Source organism: Thermoplasmatales archaeon (genome assembly GCA_014361195.1).
Classification (GTDB): domain Archaea; phylum Thermoplasmatota; class E2; order UBA202; family JdFR-43; genus JACIWB01.
The window spans coordinates 18,562-38,635 of record JACIWA010000009.1; the positions used below are offsets into that span (position 1 = coordinate 18,562).

Consider the following 20,074-nt stretch of genomic DNA (forward strand, 5'->3'; position numbering starts at 1 on the left):
ATAATTGAAAACCATTAAAAAAACTTTACCATAATAAATGTTCATTTCCTATATTCACTCTCTTTAAATGCTTTTTCGCAGAAGCATAGCATTCCATAGCAAGCTTTTTTGTTGTAAATGGCATATCGAGCATTTTGAAATCCGGGTGAAAAGCTAAAAGAGAATAGGGAATATTTTCATCAAGGGAAGAGATAAATTTTGCAATTTTTTCAACCTCCTCACTATCTATATAGCCGGGGATAAGGAGGGTTGTAGCGTTAAGAAAATTTTCTTTGTCAAATTCGTTTGCTATCATTTCAAAATTCTCAATCACTCTTTTATTTGAAATACCAGTAAGGGCAATATTTAAATTTTCATCAAATGCTTTTAAATCAAATTTTACTGTTCCTCCTGTTACATATGAATATTCTGCCGCTTTTCTTACTAAATTTTTATTTCCTGTTCCATTCCACTCCCAGCATATTCTTGCTTTTGTTTCTTCAGCTATTCTTTTATTTACTTTTAAGAAGAATGGTAGCTGTGGCTCAGGGCTTCCTCCAAAATAACATATACAATTTGCATATCTTGCTTTTTCCAATAAAATTTCTTCATTTACTATTTCACTTGCATCAATGCATTTATGCTCCCAGTTCTGGCAGAAAATGCAGTTGAAAGAGCAACCAAAAGAGAAAACCGCTAAATTATATCCCTTTTCTTTATTTCCTTCGCAAAACCATCCTGCACAGCAATTTGTTGGAAGGGGGTCATAGTAAGTATGAGCCAATCCTTCTCCTACAATTTTCCCTTCTAAATTTCTCCTTACCCCGCAATATCCTTTGCTTCCTTTTCCAATCCTGCATTCATTTGCACATATTTTGCACAAAATACCTTCTTCATCTCTTGGTGGTAGAGGGGGCAAGCGAAACTCCTCTCTTATTTTTCTATGTGCATCCATTGCTATTTTAATTACCTCATCTGGTCTATTTTTTATGCATGATAGGCATATTTTTAAAACTGAAGATACTTCTTCGCTTATCTTATTGCATAAAATACATTTTTCTTTTCTTCCCCTCCTATCAATTAAATGAAGCATATTATGCTTATCTCATTATCATCGCTTTTTCCTTCAATATATCCTACCGCCCTTAGCTTATGATTTAAAAAAGCAAAAATTTTATAAGTAAATTCATAAGGTTTTTCATAAACTGTTCCATAAAATCTATTATCAAAATAAAAATCAACTCTCTGAACTTCTTTTGAAGAGATTATTTCCGCCCTAACTTTTATCTTTCCAATTAAAATAGTTAGATGACCATCAAGCTCAATTATTTTCCTTCCAGAAAAATAAATTCCTCCTATTTCTGGTTCAACAATCCTTGTCATTATATCTATGCTTTCATCAGCAATTTTTGCAAGTGTTGCACTCGCTAATTTACAAATTTTTGTCAAATAATTTATATTTATGTGCTCAATTGTATCTTCAGATGTATGATAATTTGGATTAAACTCATACTCTAGGAAAAATACTCCTTCATAACCGTAATTATAAAAAGATTTATGGTCACTACCCATATAGTCGTGTCTGCTTATTTCGAGGTCAATCTTGCTTTTGTAATCTAATGCTATTTGCTCCGCCATATCTACAATCCATTTTGATGCGGAATTTGAGGATATTCTAACTTTTCTATCCTCTTTAACTGCATATCCTACCCCATCAAGCTGTATGTCCCCTATTATTTTCTCCCCTCTTTTATATGAATTTCTTGCAAAATATTCACTACCATATAATCCCTGCTCCTCTCCAGAAAAGGCAACAAATTTTATAGTATGCAAAAAGGAATATTTTGATAAAATTTTTGCAGAAGTTAAAACAACCGCTACACCAGATGAATCATCATCCGCTCCAGGCGAGACTTCAACTGTATCATAATGAGCTGAAATTATTAAAATAAAATCTGTTTTCCCCTGCAAGGTTGCTATAACATTTTTCCCGCTAATTCCATTTTTCTCCCAATATTGATATTCCACCTTCAAACCCTCTTTTTCGAATTCATTAAATATAAAATCCGCCACCATATCGCATGTCTCGCTTCCTGTGGGGTGGGGGCCAAAACTGGCTAAAATATTTTCATAGAACAGAAGTGTTTCTTCGTTTATAGAATCTATTATTTCCGATATCTTTTCATCGATCTTTGCATCGCTGTCTGTTGGATAAAAATGAACGGGTAATAATATCAATGCTATTGCAATTGCAAATTTTTTCATGCTCCTTAAATTTTTTATTGTTTATAACTTTTTGGTGAATCATTAAAAATATTTTTATATTTTGAATTAATTAAATAAAAATGAAGAGGACTCATTTATTACTGTTGCTTGTATTTGCGGTAGCGATAATAATCAGAGCAATCCCTATAATTTTATATGGAGCATGGGGAAACGATTTTGGAATATATTTTTATCTTACAAAAAAATTTATTGAAACAAAAGAATTTTTCATGGAATATAATGGATGGGGCTCCTCCTATAATTTTTTCCCTACTTTATATATATCCGCCTCGATACTATGTTTTTTAGGAATGAATGAATTCTTCGCTCTTTCTATTGTTGGACCAATTTTTGGAGGGCTATGCATTCTTGTATTTTATTTCATAGCAAGAGAAATTGGTTTTAATAAAAGACTATCTCTTTTATCCTCTATAATACTCGCAGTTTTACCAGTTCATGCATATCAGACATCTCACTCCGCCCCCCTTACATTGGGACATTTTTTTATGCTTCTCTCTATATTACTTTATTTAAAAACAAAGAAAGATAATAGATGGTATGCTCCTTTATCTATTTCAACTCTTTTGCTAATTTTTTCCCATCATCTTACAACCTATTTTTATCTCATATCAATAATGTTTGCCATATTCTGGGAGAATTTTAAAAGCAATTACTGGAGCAAAAACATTTTGAAAGATGTTTCTTATGTAATTTTATCTCTTACATCAACTTTCCTGTACTGGGCTTTTTTTGCAAAACCAGTATATCTCTTTATGGAAGGAAAACATCTTAAACCGCTGGAAATAATAATTCTTTCATATTTCCTCTTTCTATCTTCATTTGTTTTAATAAAATTAAGGAGAAAATACATCAATTTTAAAAAATTTGGAGATATGAATGATTTTCTGATCTTTTCAATGGTTCCGTTGATAACAATCATATGTATAGCAATGGGACAATTTATCTTGCTGGGATATATTTCAATTAAATTTATAGCATTCTCTATACCCTTCTCAATTATAGGTAGTTTTGGAGCAATTGGATGGAGAAAAATTGAAAATAACTATATTAAGGGATGGCTTCTTGCGATTTTCTTTTCAATGATTTTTTCAGTATCTTTGGACATAAAATCCTTGTATATTGAAAGGCATATTGAATATTTGAGTGAGCCACTTGCAATATTTGTGGGATATGGTATAAGTTTTGTTGCAGAAAATATAAAAAATTATAAAATTTTAATAAAGAAAAGAGTAAATCTGTCCTATAACGGTTTTGCAATATTTATCTCAATTCTTCTTATAACGAATGTTGTGAGCATATATCCACTTGGAGAATATTCAACAAATATATGCGAAGGAATTCCAGAAAGTACAATTAATTTAATTGAATGGATGAACAAGAGTTTGCCAAGGGATGCTCTAATATTATCAGACCATAGAATATCAAATCTTGCATTTGCATACGGTTTTAATACAACATATGACAAAATCGGTAATAGCTGGTGCCCATCAAAAATATGGGTTGAGGAGTGGAAAAATTGCATGGATGAGCTATCTTTCGGAGAGGAGAAAATATCTTATATTATAATAGATGACATAATGGTAAAAAAAGGAGTTGTAATAGATGTGGATAAATCATTTACCCTAACAAATGCTTCATATGAAAAATTCCAGAAAATGCCCTTCAAACTAATATACAGAAATTGCACATACAAGATCCCGCTAGAAAAAATAAATTCAACAATTGACTATATGGATTATAAAAATGAAGAAATCATGAAAAATGTGCTCCATTGGGCAGAAATTTATGAAGTAGATTGGAATTATATCAAAAATGAGCTATCTTGAAAAAGCAAGAGAAATAATGGCAGAAGAGCCCGCCCTCCTGCGCCTGCATGACAAAATTATGGTGGCGGGGGACACACATGGCGATGTGGTGGTAGCGAGAGAAATTGTAAAGAGATTTTATGAAGAAAAATTTGATTTTCTTGTTTTTCTTGGTGACTATGTTGATAGACGCCCTCCTGATGTTAGTGCTTCTGAAAATATAGATTTTTTGCTGGGAGAGAAATGCAGAAATCCAGATAAAATTTTTTTGCTGAAAGGAAACCATGAAGCAAATTATGCAATTCCATGTTATCCAAATGATTTTGAAATTGAAATGGGAGAGAAATATGGGGAGTATGTAAAAGTTTTTAGAGAAATGCCGATTGCGGGACTGCTTAACAATGTTTTTGTATCACACGGGGGAATAATTAAAGGGAAAGAAATTGAAAGACTAAGTAAAAATGACTTCGATGATATAGAAGCTCTTACATGGAGCGACCCAGAGATTGCAAATATTTATAGAGGGGCGGGAATAACTTATGATGAAAATGATTTAAATGATTTTCTTGAAAAGATAAATGCAAGGGCATTTATAAGAGGACATGACTACAATTTGAACGGAACAATTGTATATAACAAATGTCTCACGATATTTTCGTCTCGGTTATATAAAAATGAGGGAAATAAAGGAATATTGATTGCAAAAATTTATGGAGATATTGAACACATTGAAGAAATAGAAATTGAAGATTTTTCCACTCAATGGAGAAAATATAAAGCAAGAAAAATATAAAAGATTTATATATAGCTATTTTATTTTCCCTTATGGCAAAAACATCTTTTGGAATTGAGGAAAATTTGGAAGGGGCTCTTTGCTATTTGCTCGGATAGATTACAGGAATAGTTTTTTACATAATAGAAAAAGATAGCAAATTTGTAAGATTTCACGCAAAGCAATCAATATTAACTTTCCTGCCTTTATGGATTCTCACCATAATTTTCGGTGGATTTTTTGGTTTAGGAATATGGTGGTATAGGGCATGGTATGTATTAGCGATGATTTCATGGATTATATGGATTCTAATTCTTATACTGTGGATAATCTTAATTATAAAAGCTTATCAAGGAGAAATGTTTAAACTTCCAATAGTTGGAGAGATTGCAGAAAAAGGTTTATAGAACTAATATCTCCTCTACCTTTTTTATAGCTTTTTCAATTATCTCGTCTGTATATGTTATTTTATCAAAGCTTTTTGCTGGTATTCCTATTAAATGCAATTCTTTTGGAGAAAAGCCGATTTCGTTTAAAATTTTTAATGCTTCCACAGGTGAGATATAGTGGGCATGCTCGCTCCTTGATTCCAATTTAAAAATTTCATCATTTTTTAGATGTATAATATCCTCCGCTCCATAAAATGCATCAACAACAATAACCTTTTTTTCATTTTCATATTTTCTAAAAATCTCAAAAATATCTGTTCCCAGAAAAATTAATCTAGCATTTATTCTTGAAATAGCCTTTTTATAGCATTCATGGCCAGCGGAATCATCTCCTCTATTGCTCCCGAGAAAAACAACCAGGTTCATTTTTTAATTGCATGGACACTGCATGAAATGCATGGATCATAGGCCCTTATAGCCATTTCAACTTTTTTTCCTATAAGCTCCACATCTCTATATCCATTTTCCCACATACCCCTCGCCATTTTTTCAGCATCTTTTTCCATGATCGGCAAAAACATTGCGGTTGGGGTTATAACATTCATGTATTTTACAATTTCATCCTCTATATCTATTTCATATATCAGCAATCCTCTCGGAGCTTCCGTAACCGCAAAACCATGACCGCTTTTCTCTCCTTTTGCTTTTTCCTCTTTCTTTATCTCAATTTTTTCCGCAATTTCAATGATTTTTTCTATAAAATAGAGCATTTCTATTGCTTGAGCAAAATTGTTAGCAAAACAATTATTTGCTTTAATAAAGCTAGAGTACTTATTAATCAAATCTTTTGCGGTTCCATCAATTAAATTTTTATTATTCACCAGCCTTGATAAAGCTCCCACCATAAAAGGTGAATTTTTATAGTAGCTACCTTTTGAAAATGAATAGCTGATAACCCTTTCTTCTATATTATTCTTGTATTCCTCTACTTTAAATTTATTTCCATCAGAAGCAATTATTTCATTTCCATAAACTCCATAGCCAGAATATGGGCTTATTGACAAATGATTTCTTTCCATGTTCATAAAAGATGGGTACTCATATTCAGATATAAAATCCACTACCTCAATAGATGTTTTTATTGCTTCTTTTCCATCCTGAATTATTTTTTTCATTTCTTCCTCCCTCGGTAATTTTCCAAATCCTCCAACAACAGGATTTTCTGCATGTATATCTCTTTTTCCAACAATCTCCTGAACCATTGCTCCAAAATTTTTAAGCATAAGCCCTTTTTTCATCAGCTCTGGATAGCTTTTAGCCATTGAAAAAGCATCTGGAAAGCCAAGATAATCTGGAAAAACAAAAAGGAATAAATGAAGTGCATGGCTCTCAACAACATTTCCAAAATATAGCATATTTCTCATTTCTTTTATATTTTCGCTTACTTCAATTGAAAGGGCATTTTCTATTGCCTCTATTGGAGTTAGTTTATGAGGTATGGAACAAAAGCTACATATTCTTGAACAAATTGATGGCACATCTTCATATTTTCTATTTCTTGCAACTATCTCAAAAAATCTGGGCCCTTCTGTAACATTTATCCTCGCTTTTATTTCATCTCCTATCTCTACAACAACGCCCGCCTTGCCCTCTATTCTTGCGAGATGATCATTTCTTATTTCTCTTTCTATCTTCATCTGAACACCTTTTCAACTATTTCATCAATTTTCCCGCTTTGCTTTCCGAATATTTCCATTCTCTTTTTTATCGCTTCCTTATCGATTTTTTTATCTTTGAAAGTGAGAGCCAGGGAATCAAACCATGCAACATTATGTGGCAAAGGACCTCTGCATCCAATGCAGGCAACATTGTGGGCCAAGCATCTTGCATTGCACCCCGCAACAGTCAAGGAGCCAAGGCAGGACTCGTTTTTTTCTATAAGAACACATGGATAGCCATTTCTTCTGCATTCCGCACACACAGGATAATCCTTTTCTTCAGGATAACTTCCTATGCCAAAGGTTGCAAGATAATATACTAATTCATTTTCTTCAGGTGGACAACCTGGCAAATTATAATCAACCTTTATATATTTTTTCAGTGGCTCTCCAATCCTTGCCTTATAATATATTGAATTCTCTCCATAAACTTCTTTAAAAATTTTTTTATAATCTTCTCCAAATAAAGAACCTTGCACTCCTCCATGGATTGCACATGAGCCCATTGCGACAACAACTTTTGATTTTTCCCTTATCATTTTAACTTCCTCCTCATCTTTTTCAGTTGTAACGCTTCCTTCAACAAATGCTATATCGCATGGCTCAATTTCTCCCTTGCTCGACATCATCTTCCAGCAAACTATGTCAAAATTCTTTGAAACCTCTAAAATATCTTTTATGCTTGCCATTCTCAGCTGGCAACCATAGCAGGAAGTTAGCCCGTATATTCCTATTTTTAATTTCATTTTATCCCTCATATAAGTCCTGGTATTGAAATTATATCATAATACCCAAATACCGGCCCATCTATACATATGTACTTTAGGAACGTAGAAGAGCCAGCGATGCAATGCCCGCATTTTCCAACACCACATTTCATCCTTCTTTCAAGGGTGACATAGATGTTGCGAGGATTGTAGCCATTTTCTATCAGTTTTTCAAATATTTCATGATAAACCTGAGGTGGCCCGCACACGCACACATAAGAATTTTTCGGATTTGTATTTGCATGCCTTATGTGCTCCTGCGCCCTCCCAACCCATCCAGGCCAATCAGGGTCGCGTGTCACGGTTTGAATTATTCTTATGTTTTCTGCCTCTGCCATGTCCCTCATTGCCTCAAGCTCCTTTCTGAAAAGGAGTTTATTTCCTGTCCTTGCGCTATTTATAACTGTAATGTTTCCGAATTTCCATCTATTGTCGACCGCATACATGAAAACAGAGCGAAGGGGAGCCATTCCAATTCCACATCCTATAAGCAATAAATCTTTTTCCTCGAATTTTTGAACAGGGAAGCCATTGCCATAAGGTCCTCTTACTCCTACAATATCTCCTGGCTTCATCTCATGTATCTTGGTAGTAACTCTTCCAGCGGTTTTTATGCATAGCTCAAAAAAACCCTTTCTCATTGGTGAAGAGCATATTGAAATTGGCACTTCTCCAATACCTGGAACTGTTAATTGAACAAATTGCCCTGGAAGAAATCCCCATTTTTCCGCGGTTGCAGAATCTTCGAAGCGAAAAAGGAATAGTTTTTCTTCGTCCGTCAAATCATATGTTCTTAGCACCCTGCATTTGTAAATAGAGTAAACATTATCCATGTATCACCTCATAGTTGCTTCTTATTTTATCAAGGTTTTTCTGGAAGTCAATATTTGCTGGACAGAAATATGTGCAGTTACCGCATCCAACACAGTAAGAGGTGCCGAGAGGATAAAAATAGGAATTCTTACAAACATATCTATTTAAAAATCTATCTTTCTTTGTTTCCCTGAAATTGTGCCCGCCCGCAACAAGCCCATGGCTTCTGAACTGGCAAGAATCCCAAAATCTTATTCTTTCACCACTTTTTAAGTCTATTCTGGGTATATCCTGCACATCATAGCATCTACATGTTGGACAAGTCATTGTGCAGTTTCCACATCCTAAGCATTTGTTGCTTTCTTCATCCCAGAGTTTATCATTTGATGTTAATTCAAGTATATAGCGTATATTATCAAAACTTCCTTGATATTTAAAAGATTTTTGCCTCCTTTCTTCAAACTCTCTAAAAGCATCTATATCTTTCTGCTCAACATTCTTAAATAAGCTCAAGTTTTCATCAACAATTTCATGCCCCTTTTGGCTACCAACTCTTATTAAATAACCATCTGGCAACTCATGGAAGAATAAATCAAATCCTATATCAACAAAATCTGTTCTTCTCAAATTGCAAAAGCAATATTCATCTGGCAAACAGCTCAACCCTATTATTATTCCCGCCTTCCTCCTCCTTGCATAGTATATATCAGGGTAAATATTTAGGTATACTCCATCAAGGATTCTCAGTCCCACGATTTCGCAAGCATGCGCACCAAATATAACAAAAGGCTCAATTTTTTCCAGATTTTCTCTATATTCACTTTTTTCAATATCTATTTCAAACATTTTTTCAGTTGTAGGAAGGAAATATTTTTTAAGGGGTAAAAGAGTGCGCTGATAATCAAATGCAATTTCTTTAACATCCTCTATTTCCTTCCTTACATAAAATTTATCAGATATCTTAACTGGAGCATAAAGCTTTCCGTATTTCTTCAATTTTTCAAGAAATTCATATGTTTTATCTTTCTCTATCTTTAGATATCTCATTTCAAGTAGGGATAAAAATTGCATATATTAATTTTTCTCATAACTGAGGAGATCTTGCGATTTTTTGGTTAGAATGTATAGTTGAGGGCTGATCATCAAAATTCAAGGAAAAATTTATTAACTCCTATTTATACAATAACATGAAACCCTTGGAGTTAATTCATTCAAGCATTGATAAAAGGGTGGTTGTTGCAATCAAGGGTGAAAAAGAATATCGTGGCATACTTGAAGGATATGATCACCCTCACCTCAACTTAATTCTTAAAAATGCGGAGGAGATAATAAATGGAGAGAAAAAAAGAGAGCTTTCGAAGGTTATTGTGAGAGGAGATAATATAATATATATAATGGTTTAAGAGAGTGAGAAAATGGGTAAGGGAACGCCGTCAAAGGAAGGAGGAAAAAAGACGCATATTGTATGTAGAAGATGTGGAAGACATTCCTACCATGTAAGAAAAAAACAATGTGCCTACTGCGGTTTTGGCCGCTCTAAAAGATGGAGGAAGTATAATTGGAAAAATGAATGAAAAATGTGGGGTAGTTGCGATTTCTGCCCGCAAAAATGTAGCGGAGAAGTTATATTTCGCTCTTGTAGCAATGCAGCACAGGGGGCAGGAGGCGGCGGGCATTGCGCTTTATGACGGGGAAATAAAGGTTTATAAGGGGACGGGGCTTGTTGAGGAAGCTCTTAATAAATTCAATTTTGAGGAGCTAAAGGGAAGCGAAGGGATAGGGCATGTATATTATTCAATAAAAATTTCTTCTCCAGAAAATGCCCAGCCATTCAAGTTGCACACATCTGCGGGTGATATTGCTATTGCTCATAATGGTATAATTGTGAATTCACCTGAAATAAAGGAAGAGATGATGAAGAATGGTTACAACTTTGTTTTTGGGAGTGAGGAGGAGGTAATTGCATATATGCTATCTGATTACCTGAGAGATGTAAGTATTGAAAAAGCTATAAAAAGATTGATGAAAAGGATAGATGGCTCATATTCATTTACTCTTATGATAAACAATAGAGTTTTTGGATTAAGAGACCCGCTTGGAATAAAGCCACTTTGTATTGGAAAAATAGAAGACGGGTATATTATATGCTCAGAATCCGTTGCAATAGATGCTCTTGGAGGAGAACTCGTAAGGGATGTTGAGCCTGGAGAGCTTGTTGAAATAAGGCAAGATGGATACAAAAGCTATATTCTTTCAAGAGAGGAATGCAAAGCCCATTGCTTCTTTGAATATGTATATTTTGCAAGAGCGGATTCATTTATCGATGGAGTAGATATCTATAAAACAAGAGAAAAACTGGGAGAAATTCTCGCTGAAGAAAGTCCAGTAGATGCGGATTATGTCATTCCTATCCCAGATTCTGGAAGAACTCATGCATATGGCTATTCAAAAGCAAGCGGAATACCAATGGCGGAGGGGCTAATGAAAAATAGATACATTGCAAGAACATTTATATTACCATCCCAAGATACAAGAGAAAAAATGGTTTTGCTTAAATTAAATCCTGTAAGAAGTATTATAAAAGATAAAAGAGTAGTTGTTGTAGATGACTCCATAGTAAGAGGGACAACAATGAAAAAAATTGTAAAATTGCTACGCAGTTATGGAGCAAGAGAAGTTCATGTCAGAATTGCTTCTCCGCCAATAATTGCTCCTTGCTATTTCGGCATAGACATGACAACAAGAGAGCAATTGGTTGCATCAAAGAAGAGTATAGAAGAAATAAGAAAGGAGATAGATGCGGATACACTCGCTTATATTTCAATAGATGGCTTGATTAAAGCAATTGGAAAAGATAAAAAGGATCTTTGCCTCGGTTGCATAACTGGAGAATATCCAGTAAAAGTTAAAGGGGAAAAGCAAAGATTTCAGGATATCCTAAAAACATGAGAAAAAAGATTTTTGTCATAATTCTAATTTTCTTGATAAGCATCCTTTTAATTCTCATTTTAAAGAGTCCATCAAAAGAAGAAATAGAAATAAAATTGATCCCGAAAACCCTTTACATTGAGGAAGGAAAAAATGCAACAATAACACTAATTATAGAAGGCAATGCAACTGGCGCGGAAGTAAGCTGGCGCATTGAGGCAAATGGGAGCACTGGCAAGCTTGAAGAAAAAAATGATTATCGGGGCAATGGCATAAAATTAGAAATGAATTATTTTGCTCCTGATGATGTTAATGAGGAGGAATATAAAGTTAGAATAGTTGCAATTGTAAGATTTAAAGGATATGTTAAGGAAGATTTTGTGAATTTGATTATTTATCCAAGGATTTATGAAACTGAAATTGGTTTATTTTGCAACAGAGATGAAATTATTGCGGGAGAAACATGCTTTTTAAAGGCAAGTTTGATAAGTGTGGAGGAGAAGAAACCAATTGAAAATGCAAGCATAAAATTTAGTTTTTTTATCGAAGAAAAAAAATTCATGGAAAAAATTGTTTATACAGATAAGAATGGGCTTGCTGAATTACCATTCTTTTTATCAAATGTTAATGATACAACTGAAATTGAGGTATTTGCTGAATATAAAAGAAATTTTTCGGGATATATGGACTATGAAGGAAGTATCGCAAATAAAAAAATAAAAATATTACCAGAAAAGCCTGGAGATTTTCCAGTGGTGCTTATTCATGGATGGATTGGAAGCATAAGTTCTTCGCTTTTGAACTATACCTGGTGGACTCTAACGCAGAAACTCCTGGAAAAAGGCTTCAAGGTTCTGGACTTTGATATAAATAAGCTAGGTGTGCAGTGGCTTACTTATGAGCCAGGATGGGAAGAGCATCATATTTCCTGGATTGCTGGAAAAGTTTCTCAAAAAATAAGAGATGCTCTTGTTTTAAATGGCTATCCTCCAAATCAAACAATAGATATAGTTGCACATAGCATGGGAGGAATTATTGCAAGATTTATGGCGGAGCATTACATGGCGGATGTAGATTATTGGAATGATAGCTGGAGTGGAGATGGTTATCCATGGTACGGAGATGGTAATCCAGATGTAGTAGTAGGACCTTACCAAATAGATGATTTAATTGTTGTTGGAACACCCTGTCACGGAATACCGCCAAATATAAATGAATATTTTTTGAAGAATATAATAAAATATACCTATTTCCCATGGTGGGTTGCCCAAGTGCCAGATATGTTTTATAATTCTCCATTTTTAAAAGCGATGGGTTATAAAACAACTGATTTAATTGATTATTATGCAATTGGTGGGGATATAGGCGTTATATTCGGAGATTTTCCAAGGGATTTTGATAATGATGGTATTGCTCACTATTCAGATGGTTTATGTCCAACAGAAAGTCCTTATCTGGAGGGGAAGCCACTTTATATTTTAGAGGGCTCCGCCTGGCCGATCGGGAAAGAAGATCATATTTCATTAATCGCAATAAATGAAAGGGTTCATGACTACATAATAGAGCACTTAATAAATTGATAAATCATCTTTTTTTATATTCATCCTTTTTAATGGCTTGAACAGATGGCGTCTTGCTATTACAGGAACTTCATATAATCCTGGTTTTGGCCTTTCCATTTTTATGTATTTTGCATCTCTTTCGCTTGCTCTTTTACCACATTTTGGACATCTATATCCTTTATTTTTGCCAATCGATTTCATGTGTTTTTTACAATTTTCGCAAAATGGATTTTCTATTTTTTCATAAACTTCAACTGTTTTTTTGATTTCTATTTTTTCTATATTTATTGTAAATGGATTTTCCCTTACTCCTCCATAAACAACTACTTCATCCCCTCTTTTCAATTTCTCTATTATTTTTCTGAAATTTTTTGTTGGCTCATATGCGGTGCAATCTATTTCCTTCCCATTGGTTATTGAAAATATTAAATGTCCTCCTTCTATGTAAAATGGCTCTTTTTTAACCACTCCTTTTACAATAACAGATTCATAAGGCCTTATTTCCTCAATTTTCTTTTTTTGTAAATGCTCATCCGTTGCCTGGTTTGTCTCAAAAATAAGCCATCTTTCAAAAGGAGATGATACTAAAATTTTCATTGCTTCTTTTAGCTCATCCGGATTTTCCCCTCTTATTCCATAAAATACCGGGGATTTTGCTCTAGGAAAGATTGCTATATAATCATTTTCATAATCATAATTGTTGAATGTTGACGGAAATAGCTTGTCCATCCTTATAACACTTTCCTTTTCAAGATATTTTTCCCCGCTTGCATAAGTAAGGAGTTCATATGTTCTGTCATATGGTTTCCATGAAATTGCGGAGGAAGCTCCAACCAGCCCTATTTCTCCCCTATAGCAATTATATTTTGCTCCATTTTCTATTAAAATCTTTTTAACTTCTTCCAATGAAACAATTTCTCTAACCGCTTTCCTATACAAAATTCTACTAAACTTTTTTTTGCTTATCACCCATGCGGGATTTCCTTCCTTGCTTGATTTTTCTCTTATAATTTTATCAACAACTTCTATTACCTCCTCTTCATCCGCCTCCTCTTTTTTATTTTCATAGGAATATATTTTTTCATCAATTTCTCCTATATGCTTTTTTTTACCACTTCCAATTCCTATCTGCAATGCAATTGCAGCATTTCCTCTCGTCTTCCACAAAATATTTGGATTTAGCCTTACAATGCGCGGATAACCAATCAGATTATATCCCAGGAAAATAATCTCTTTTACAATTTCGGTTGCAACAAAAGTTGTGCATCCTCCATTCAGCGCATCTGTATCATCTATTCCAATCCACACAATTTTAATTAAATTTTTATATATATAAGTATATAGTGTTGATGAAAGAAGAAATCATTCGCTCAACTCAGATGCTTTTAACAAGAGCGGGATTTTACTGTAGCCAGATATGCAAGATAAGGCCAAGTAGCTTTGATTTTATTGCAAGAAGAGATAATCTCCTCTTAATAATAAAGATATTGAACAACATAGATTCAATAAGCGAGGATAGCGCAAAAGAAATGATTTCTGTAGCAAGATTTCTAGGCGCTCTTCCAATCATAGTCGGCGATAGAACATGCTCCACTTTCTTAGAGGATGATATCGTTTATTTCAGATACGGAGTTCCCATCCTTACAATAAAAACTCTGGAAAATTATGTAAGGGGGCGTCCCCCTGTTGTGTGCGCGGCGCCTGGTGGGTTTTATGTAAATATAGATGGTGAGGTTTTTAGCAGGCTTAAAAGGGAGAAAGGGCTTTCTATTGGGCAGTTAGCAAGGATAGCGGGTGTTTCGAGGAAAACGATACAGATGTATGAGAAAGGAGAGAGAGCAAGTGTGGATGTTGCGGAAAGATTAGCTAGCTATATTGGATATGATTTTATAAAGCCAATAACATTGTTTGAGGAGGTAGAGAAGGAAGAGATAGAAACGAAGGAAATAAAGAACGAAATGCTTAAACTCATGGAAGAAATAGGAGCTTTCATATTTCCTACTTATAGAAGCCCATTCCATGCGGTTTCTAAGCTTTTGGATGAAATTTTTATAGTTGGAATAAATGATAGAAGAATTTTTGAAAGGGCTAGAATAATTTCAAACATCTCAAAGGTTACTGAAAGAAGGTCTGTAATACTTGCAGAGAAGTCAAATGTAAAAATTATAGAAGGAGTGCCAATTATTGAAAAAGATGAATTAAGGAGGGTTAGAGAGCCGGAAGAATTAATTGGGTTATTGGAGATAGATTAAAATGGAAGTAAAATTAATATCTCATACACCTGAGCCAGATATTATTGCAGGCTTTTCCGCTATTTTTACTCATTCAAAAAAAAAATTTGACGAAATAAAAGATGATGAAAAAGTCAAAAAAGTTTTGAGAGCGGTGATAGAAATGGGGCATACAAGTGTTGTTGAGCATGCATACTTTACTTTTGAAATATCTGGTATATCAAGGGCTCTTACTCACCAACTTGTAAGACATAGGATAGCATCCTACTCCCAACAAAGTCAGAGATATGTGGTTCAGGAAATGAAATATATAAAACCTCCTTCTATAAGAAAAAAATACGGGAAAAAATATGATGAAATGATTAAAAAAATATGGGAATTTTATGATGAAATGAGGAAAGATATTCCAATTGAAGATGCCCGCTATATTCTGCCAAATGCTGCCTGCACTTCAATAATTGTTTCAATGAATGCTCGCTCGTTACTCAATTTTTTTGAATTGAGATGTTGTCTTCATGCCCAGTGGGAAATAAGAATGCTTGCATGGAAAATGCTTAAATTAGTTAAGGAGGTTGCTCCAACAATATTTGAAAATGCTGGCCCACCTTGCAAGACAAAGAAAGTTTGTCCCATGAAGAAGAGGAGTTGCAGATGGTACCCAAAATAAAGAGAAAGAGACTTGTAAAAAGCGAGGAAGAGAAGAGCCCATTTTTTGGAAAAGAGCCGAGCAAAAGAAGCATTGAAGAGTTAATTGAGAATGGTGTTGTTGTTGTAGATAAACCTTGCGGGCCAACATCCCATCAGGTTGCTTCATGGGTTAAAGAAATTCTGCACGTAAATAAGGCGGGGCATGGAGGAACACTTGATCCAAATGTCAGCGGGGTTCTACCAGTAGCTTTAGAAAATGCAACAAAAGCAATAGGACTTATGCATGAAATATCGAAAGAATATGTTTGTGTGATGAGACTTCATGAAAATGTTGATGAGAAAAGAGTAAGAGAAGTTATTAAAAGTTTTGTTGGTAAAATATGGCAAATTCCCCCGAAAGAAGCTGCTGTAAAAAGGGTTAGAAGACAGAGAACAATATATTATATAAACATAATTGAAATGGATGGAAAGGATGTGCTTTTTAAAGTAGGTTGTGAGGGAGGAACATATATAAGGGTTTTATGTGAGGATATAGGAAAAAAGATTGGAGTCGGGGCTCATATGGAAGAGCTAAGAAGAACAAAAACAGGAATTTTTGAGGAAGAAGATGCGATATATTTGCAGGATTTACTTGATGCCTACATCTTCTGGAAGGAGGAGGGAAAAGAATTTATCAAAAAAATTATTTATCCAGTAGAAACACTCGTAGAGCATCTTCCAGATATAATAATAAAAGATTCAGCTGTTGACGCAATATGTCATGGAGCAAATCTTATGGCTCCAGGAGTTGCAATGGTCGAGACGGGAATAAAAAAGGGCACTAAGGTTGCGATAAAAACTTTAAAGGAAGAGGTTGTTGCAATTGCGGAAGCACTGATGAGCACCAGAGAAATAATGGAAAAAGAGCATGGCGTAGTTGCTGATACTAAGAGAGTTATAATGAAACCAGGCACATACCCAAAAATGTGGAAAAGCTGAGGTAGCCTAGAGGTAGGGCGCAGGCCTGGAGAGCCTGTGGGGCTTATGCTCCTCGTGGGTTCAAATCCCACCCTCAGCGCTTCTTTGCATGCAAACTTTAAGAATATCTCCATGTGTTCCATCATTTACCAAAGCTAAGTTAATATGTGCCCATTCCTCTCCTAGATAATCAAGTTTGTTTGCCTTGCTAGATCCAAAAACATAACTGTGTCAAAAATTGTTTCTTTGCCAGGCCATGGATTTACTCCTGGGTCAGGGTCGCTTCCATCTGGATCAGTAGAGTGATCTAACCCTAAATTATGCCACAGTTCGTGCATAAATGTCTTGGTTATTTCAGCCACTCTACTTCTTCCCGATAGTTTATCAATCGATTAATTCCCTCATCTGCTATTGCAATATGGTCAACAAAAAGAACATAATGGAAAATATCTTCTATGTAGCTTTCCGCCATTGTCCTCAAATATATCCTCGCCCGTTGCCATGCCAGCAGAGCCAGATGCTACTCATCATCGATATGAAGGGAAATGCAATGTTTTTGAGATTATGGTCTTTACTGCATCAAATGCTTTTGTGATGTAAATATTCTACCAACCGCCTGTTTTTATTTTGATTATAGTGATATTTCCCGAGATATCAATATTTTCTATTTCTGTGTCTGGATTAACATGTTATCTCCAGAGATATTCATGTTTCTTTCTATATCAAGAGTTTTGTCTTCGCTTAATTCATTCCGTAAATACCAATATTTTTTTTCATTCTACCTCCTTCAAAGCCCATCTATGGTAAGGGATCTTAACTACTTTGCTCTAGCCGTTTTTATTAAAAATTACAAAATAACAATAATCCTATTATTTATTGATTGTGTTAAACTCCTATAGAGGCATCAATTATCTCAAAGCACATTTCTCCATCTGCACCATTTATATAGTATTCTCCACAATCGTCAGGAATCTTTAAATTTTTATAAAAAGATGAATTTCCATATATTCTTATTATATCATACTCCCATATGTAATCGTTATAATTTCTCTCCGCTAATTTTGTATCCATATCATATAATATTATCCATATTGGGCTTGTTCCATTGCCCGGCTCACCTCTATCGTCTAAATCCAAATGGAATGTTTGGTTTGATGTAAAATTTTCTCCTGGAAGAACAATTATTTCATCATTTTGGGTCGAATTTAATCCGCTTGAAATATTTATTACCATTTCTATTGCACTATCTTTATCTCCCATGTCTGAAATAATCTTTATCCATTTTATCACTATATCTACTCTCAAATCTCTTAACGGATCTATATCTCCTCCATCAAATACTCCATCTCCATCCACATCTGGATTGCGAATAAATTCCCTTATTTTTTCGTCACTTATTCCAATTTTTCTATAAAAACTAATTTCTTCATAATCACTATTCCACCACACATTATCTCCATCAATGTCATCTTTCCAATTTATTGGGTTTGTTTCGAAAATTTTTAATTCTTCATAATCCGTCAGCCCATCTCCATCTGTATCTACTTTGCGCGGATCAGTAGGGAAGAGATTTCCTGAATAGGGGCTTTCCTCGAAATCTGTCAGCCCATCTCCATCTGTATCTACTTTGCGCGGATCGGAAGTAACATTATATCTTGTAGAAGCCCTTTCTCCCGCATATAAAACACTGATACTCCATCCTTTTTCTTCTATTTCATCTGGCAAACCATCATTTTCCATATCCTCATTTTTTATGCATCCTAAAAGCAAAAGAATTACTAAAACAAGAAAAACTTTTTTCATTTTTCTAATAATTCAAAATCTCTTTTAATCTTTTCCCTTATTTCATTTCCCATCTCCTTAATTTTTAAAATTTCTCTTTCAACAGAAATTTTATCTCTATCTATTCTATCAAACAAATCCTTAATTTTTATTTTATTTGGCTCAATTATTTCAAGCCTTTTCTCATCTATTTCATATTTTGGAATGTCTGGCAAATCAATTTTCTTTGGCTCTTCAGGATAAATTTTTTGTATTTCTCTTTTTATTTTTTTACTCTTCTTTTCACACAATTCATCTATTTTTTTACATTCTTCTTTCCATGCATTTTTTAGCTCTTCATTCATTTTTTCATAGCTCTTAATTATCTTTTCCTCAAGTTTTCTTTGCTTTTTGTTTGCTACTTTCTTCAATTTCCTTATTTCTTTATCTTCTTTAGCAAGATTTCTGCAGAAATATACAGCGGATTTCCAAGCTTCTTTTAATTCCTTTTTTACTTTTCTTCTTTCTTCTTTGCTCATTTTTGACAACTCCTCCTTTTCCTCAATCCACATTTTTGGTACATATGCACATAGATTATTTCTCCTGTAGAAAATAAATCCAATAGTAAATAAAATAATTAAAGATGGCATAGAACTTGCCAAAGCAACAATTTGCCCGAGTGTAAGATGCCCTCCTTCAAGCACAACCAGAATACTCATCACCTTGCTTGACCCTGTAGAAATTGCATCAACCCTGTATCTTATAAAATAAACTGTTCTCTGAAGATAAAACTTTTCATGTGGAACAACAAAACTCAGGTAAGTCATTTCCTCTCCTTTTGGCGGAATTACAATCGGATTTTGCGCGACCGTTGCCAGCCAGCCGGGCGGGCAATAATCAATTATTATTGAAAATCTTTCTTCATAGTTTCCATAATTTTTTATTTTGACTGGGATATTATACCATTGTTCTTGTTTGGCTTCTATGTAATTTTTTTCCATTCTTACATCAAAGGTGTGGTATGCGGATGATTTAACTTGAAATGTATAATTTGCGGAATGGACATTTCCCCATATATCATATAATTCACCATGAAGATGAATGTATGCATAATTTGATGGCCTTTCAGATGAAACAACTCTAACCGTTCCTATTTTAGTTTCATTAGGATAAAGATGACTCCATTGTGGGTCGACAAATGCCTGCCATCCACTTCCTTCTACTTCAACACTGAACTTAACATAGAATGCATAATAGTTTTTTTGAAAAGTTCCTCCATTATAATATTTAAATTTAAACCAATAAGAGCTAAGTGGCTCAACTTCTGAAATTGATTCGTTCACCGCATCAATCCTTAAATTTATAAGAAATGGATATTTCTCCTCTGCGTAAGAAAATGGAATAGAAATTGTTGTAAAAAGGAGAAAAAAGATTAAAAGGAAGGAAAAAGAGCGCATG

At 34.2% G+C, this 20,074-nt stretch carries 20 protein-coding genes, 1 tRNA gene and 1 pseudogene; 11 read left to right on the forward strand and 11 right to left on the reverse strand.

From position 1 onward, the window contains the following. Window positions 1-25: 25 nt before the first annotated feature. Both H5T44_05615 and H5T44_05620 read right to left on the reverse strand, forming a co-directional pair. Window positions 26-1,072: a radical SAM protein gene (locus tag H5T44_05615; GenBank protein ID MBC7081700.1), complete on the reverse strand. Its 1,047-nt coding sequence runs from the start codon at window positions 1,070-1,072 to the stop codon at window positions 26-28. Continuing rightward, window positions 1,060-2,244, reverse strand: coding sequence for a M28 family peptidase (locus tag H5T44_05620; protein MBC7081701.1), 1,185 nt, complete (start codon window positions 2,242-2,244; stop codon window positions 1,060-1,062). Before H5T44_05620 ends, H5T44_05615 begins: the two co-directional genes overlap by 13 nt. 80 nt (window positions 2,245-2,324) lie before the next feature. Here H5T44_05620 and H5T44_05625 point away from each other — a divergent pair, with 80 nt between their 5' ends. The 3 genes and pseudogenes from H5T44_05625 (at window position 2,325) to H5T44_05635 (ending at window position 5,249) form a co-directional block, all read left to right on the forward strand. Further along, window positions 2,325-4,091, forward strand: a complete 1,767-nt coding sequence (locus H5T44_05625; GenBank protein MBC7081702.1) for a glycosyltransferase family 39 protein — start codon at window positions 2,325-2,327, stop codon at window positions 4,089-4,091. Next, window positions 4,078-4,863: a serine/threonine protein phosphatase gene (locus H5T44_05630; protein ID MBC7081703.1), complete on the forward strand. Its 786-nt coding sequence runs from the start codon at window positions 4,078-4,080 to the stop codon at window positions 4,861-4,863. The genes H5T44_05625 and H5T44_05630 overlap by 14 nt, the downstream gene beginning before the upstream one ends. A gap of 32 nt (window positions 4,864-4,895) precedes the next feature. Further along, window positions 4,896-5,249, forward strand: a pseudogene (locus H5T44_05635) (DUF4870 domain-containing protein). Here H5T44_05635 and H5T44_05640 read toward each other — a convergent pair. Genes H5T44_05640 through H5T44_05660 form a run of 5 tightly spaced genes read right to left on the reverse strand, consistent with a single transcriptional unit; the run spans window position 5,244 to window position 9,576 of the window. Continuing rightward, window positions 5,244-5,657 (reverse strand): hypothetical protein, encoded by a 414-nt coding sequence (locus tag H5T44_05640; protein ID MBC7081704.1) that lies wholly within the window; start codon window positions 5,655-5,657, stop codon window positions 5,244-5,246. The pseudogene H5T44_05635 and the gene H5T44_05640 overlap by 6 nt on opposite strands. Next, a complete protein-coding gene (locus H5T44_05645; protein ID MBC7081705.1) occupies window positions 5,654-6,928 on the reverse strand; it encodes a Ni/Fe hydrogenase subunit alpha in 1,275 nt (424 codons plus the stop codon). The genes H5T44_05640 and H5T44_05645 overlap by 4 nt, the downstream gene beginning before the upstream one ends. Next, window positions 6,925-7,707, reverse strand: a complete 783-nt coding sequence (locus H5T44_05650) for a sulfhydrogenase 1 subunit delta (GenBank protein MBC7081706.1) — start codon at window positions 7,705-7,707, stop codon at window positions 6,925-6,927. Before H5T44_05650 ends, H5T44_05645 begins: the two co-directional genes overlap by 4 nt. Further along, window positions 7,704-8,549, reverse strand: a complete 846-nt coding sequence (locus tag H5T44_05655) for a cytochrome-c3 hydrogenase subunit gamma (protein MBC7081707.1) — start codon at window positions 8,547-8,549, stop codon at window positions 7,704-7,706. The genes H5T44_05650 and H5T44_05655 overlap by 4 nt, the downstream gene beginning before the upstream one ends. Next, window positions 8,542-9,576 carry a 4Fe-4S dicluster domain-containing protein gene (locus H5T44_05660; protein ID MBC7081708.1) on the reverse strand — a complete coding sequence of 345 codons (1,035 nt, stop codon included), beginning with the start codon at window positions 9,574-9,576 and terminating at the stop codon, window positions 8,542-8,544. The genes H5T44_05655 and H5T44_05660 overlap by 8 nt, the downstream gene beginning before the upstream one ends. 140 nt (window positions 9,577-9,716) lie before the next feature. Between H5T44_05660 and H5T44_05665 the strand changes: the two genes are divergently transcribed. The 4 genes from H5T44_05665 to H5T44_05680 are packed head-to-tail and all read left to right on the forward strand — an operon-like array spanning window position 9,717 to window position 13,037. Beyond that, the gene (locus tag H5T44_05665) at window positions 9,717-9,932 is read left to right on the forward strand and encodes a small nuclear ribonucleoprotein (protein MBC7081709.1); all 216 of its coding nucleotides are present in this window, start codon (window positions 9,717-9,719) and stop codon (window positions 9,930-9,932) included. A gap of 12 nt (window positions 9,933-9,944) precedes the next feature. After that, window positions 9,945-10,103 (forward strand): 50S ribosomal protein L37e, encoded by a 159-nt coding sequence (locus tag H5T44_05670; protein MBC7081710.1) that lies wholly within the window; start codon window positions 9,945-9,947, stop codon window positions 10,101-10,103. Further along, complete coding sequence (gene purF, locus H5T44_05675; protein MBC7081711.1) at window positions 10,096-11,478, forward strand: amidophosphoribosyltransferase; 1,383 nt, start codon at window positions 10,096-10,098, stop codon at window positions 11,476-11,478. The genes H5T44_05670 and purF overlap by 8 nt, the downstream gene beginning before the upstream one ends. Next, window positions 11,475-13,037 (forward strand): hypothetical protein, encoded by a 1,563-nt coding sequence (locus H5T44_05680; protein ID MBC7081712.1) that lies wholly within the window; start codon window positions 11,475-11,477, stop codon window positions 13,035-13,037. The genes purF and H5T44_05680 overlap by 4 nt, the downstream gene beginning before the upstream one ends. Here H5T44_05680 and H5T44_05685 read toward each other — a convergent pair. Next, on the reverse strand, window positions 13,026-14,327 hold the full coding sequence (locus H5T44_05685; GenBank protein ID MBC7081713.1) for a DUF1743 domain-containing protein: 1,302 nt from the start codon (window positions 14,325-14,327) through the stop codon (window positions 13,026-13,028). The genes H5T44_05680 and H5T44_05685 overlap by 12 nt on opposite strands. Window positions 14,328-14,368: 41 nt before the next feature. Here H5T44_05685 and H5T44_05690 point away from each other — a divergent pair, with 41 nt between their 5' ends. From H5T44_05690 to H5T44_05705, 4 genes are all read left to right on the forward strand, one after another. Then, window positions 14,369-15,271, forward strand: coding sequence for a transcriptional regulator (locus H5T44_05690; GenBank protein ID MBC7081714.1), 903 nt, complete (start codon window positions 14,369-14,371; stop codon window positions 15,269-15,271). Between the two features lies 1 nt (window position 15,272). Continuing rightward, entirely contained in the window at window positions 15,273-15,917 is a 645-nt protein-coding gene (locus tag H5T44_05695) for an FAD-dependent thymidylate synthase (GenBank protein MBC7081715.1), read from the forward strand. Beyond that, window positions 15,902-16,876 (forward strand): RNA-guided pseudouridylation complex pseudouridine synthase subunit Cbf5, encoded by a 975-nt coding sequence (locus tag H5T44_05700; protein ID MBC7081716.1) that lies wholly within the window; start codon window positions 15,902-15,904, stop codon window positions 16,874-16,876. The genes H5T44_05695 and H5T44_05700 overlap by 16 nt, the downstream gene beginning before the upstream one ends. Next, a tRNA-Ser gene (locus H5T44_05705) sits at window positions 16,872-16,955 on the forward strand. Before H5T44_05700 ends, H5T44_05705 begins: the two co-directional genes overlap by 5 nt. Window positions 16,956-17,037: 82 nt before the next feature. Here the strand turns inward: H5T44_05705 and H5T44_05710 are convergent. The 3 genes from H5T44_05710 to H5T44_05720 form a co-directional block, all read right to left on the reverse strand. Continuing rightward, on the reverse strand, window positions 17,038-17,217 hold the full coding sequence (locus tag H5T44_05710) for a hypothetical protein (GenBank protein ID MBC7081717.1): 180 nt from the start codon (window positions 17,215-17,217) through the stop codon (window positions 17,038-17,040). Between the two features lie 523 nt (window positions 17,218-17,740). Next, entirely contained in the window at window positions 17,741-18,658 is a 918-nt protein-coding gene (locus tag H5T44_05715) for a hypothetical protein (protein ID MBC7081718.1), read from the reverse strand. After that, a complete protein-coding gene (locus H5T44_05720; protein ID MBC7081719.1) occupies window positions 18,655-20,073 on the reverse strand; it encodes a hypothetical protein in 1,419 nt (472 codons plus the stop codon). Before H5T44_05720 ends, H5T44_05715 begins: the two co-directional genes overlap by 4 nt. Between the last annotated feature and the right edge of the window lies 1 nt (window position 20,074).

Bases quoted from the DNA above. Each gene is read 5' to 3' on its own strand.
- H5T44_05615 (MBC7081700.1), bottom strand. From the start codon at position 1,072: ATGCTTCATTTAATTGATAGGAGGGGAAGAAAAGAAAAATGTATTTTA.
- H5T44_05620 (MBC7081701.1), bottom strand. From the start codon at position 2,244: ATGAAAAAATTTGCAATTGCAATAGCATTGATATTATTACCCGTTCAT.
- H5T44_05625 (MBC7081702.1), top strand. From the start codon at position 2,325: ATGAAGAGGACTCATTTATTACTGTTGCTTGTATTTGCGGTAGCGATA.
- H5T44_05630 (MBC7081703.1), top strand. From the start codon at position 4,078: ATGAGCTATCTTGAAAAAGCAAGAGAAATAATGGCAGAAGAGCCCGCC.
- H5T44_05640 (MBC7081704.1), bottom strand. From the start codon at position 5,657: ATGAACCTGGTTGTTTTTCTCGGGAGCAATAGAGGAGATGATTCCGCT.
- H5T44_05645 (MBC7081705.1), bottom strand. From the start codon at position 6,928: ATGAAGATAGAAAGAGAAATAAGAAATGATCATCTCGCAAGAATAGAG.
- H5T44_05650 (MBC7081706.1), bottom strand. From the start codon at position 7,707: ATGAGGGATAAAATGAAATTAAAAATAGGAATATACGGGCTAACTTCC.
- H5T44_05655 (MBC7081707.1), bottom strand. From the start codon at position 8,549: ATGGATAATGTTTACTCTATTTACAAATGCAGGGTGCTAAGAACATAT.
- H5T44_05660 (MBC7081708.1), bottom strand. From the start codon at position 9,576: ATGAGATATCTAAAGATAGAGAAAGATAAAACATATGAATTTCTTGAA.
- H5T44_05665 (MBC7081709.1), top strand. From the start codon at position 9,717: ATGAAACCCTTGGAGTTAATTCATTCAAGCATTGATAAAAGGGTGGTT.
- H5T44_05670 (MBC7081710.1), top strand. From the start codon at position 9,945: ATGGGTAAGGGAACGCCGTCAAAGGAAGGAGGAAAAAAGACGCATATT.
- purF (MBC7081711.1), top strand. From the start codon at position 10,096: ATGAATGAAAAATGTGGGGTAGTTGCGATTTCTGCCCGCAAAAATGTA.
- H5T44_05680 (MBC7081712.1), top strand. From the start codon at position 11,475: ATGAGAAAAAAGATTTTTGTCATAATTCTAATTTTCTTGATAAGCATC.
- H5T44_05690 (MBC7081714.1), top strand. From the start codon at position 14,369: ATGAAAGAAGAAATCATTCGCTCAACTCAGATGCTTTTAACAAGAGCG.
- H5T44_05695 (MBC7081715.1), top strand. From the start codon at position 15,273: ATGGAAGTAAAATTAATATCTCATACACCTGAGCCAGATATTATTGCA.
- H5T44_05700 (MBC7081716.1), top strand. From the start codon at position 15,902: ATGGTACCCAAAATAAAGAGAAAGAGACTTGTAAAAAGCGAGGAAGAG.
- H5T44_05715 (MBC7081718.1), bottom strand. From the start codon at position 18,658: ATGAAAAAAGTTTTTCTTGTTTTAGTAATTCTTTTGCTTTTAGGATGC.
- H5T44_05720 (MBC7081719.1), bottom strand. From the start codon at position 20,073: ATGCGCTCTTTTTCCTTCCTTTTAATCTTTTTTCTCCTTTTTACAACA.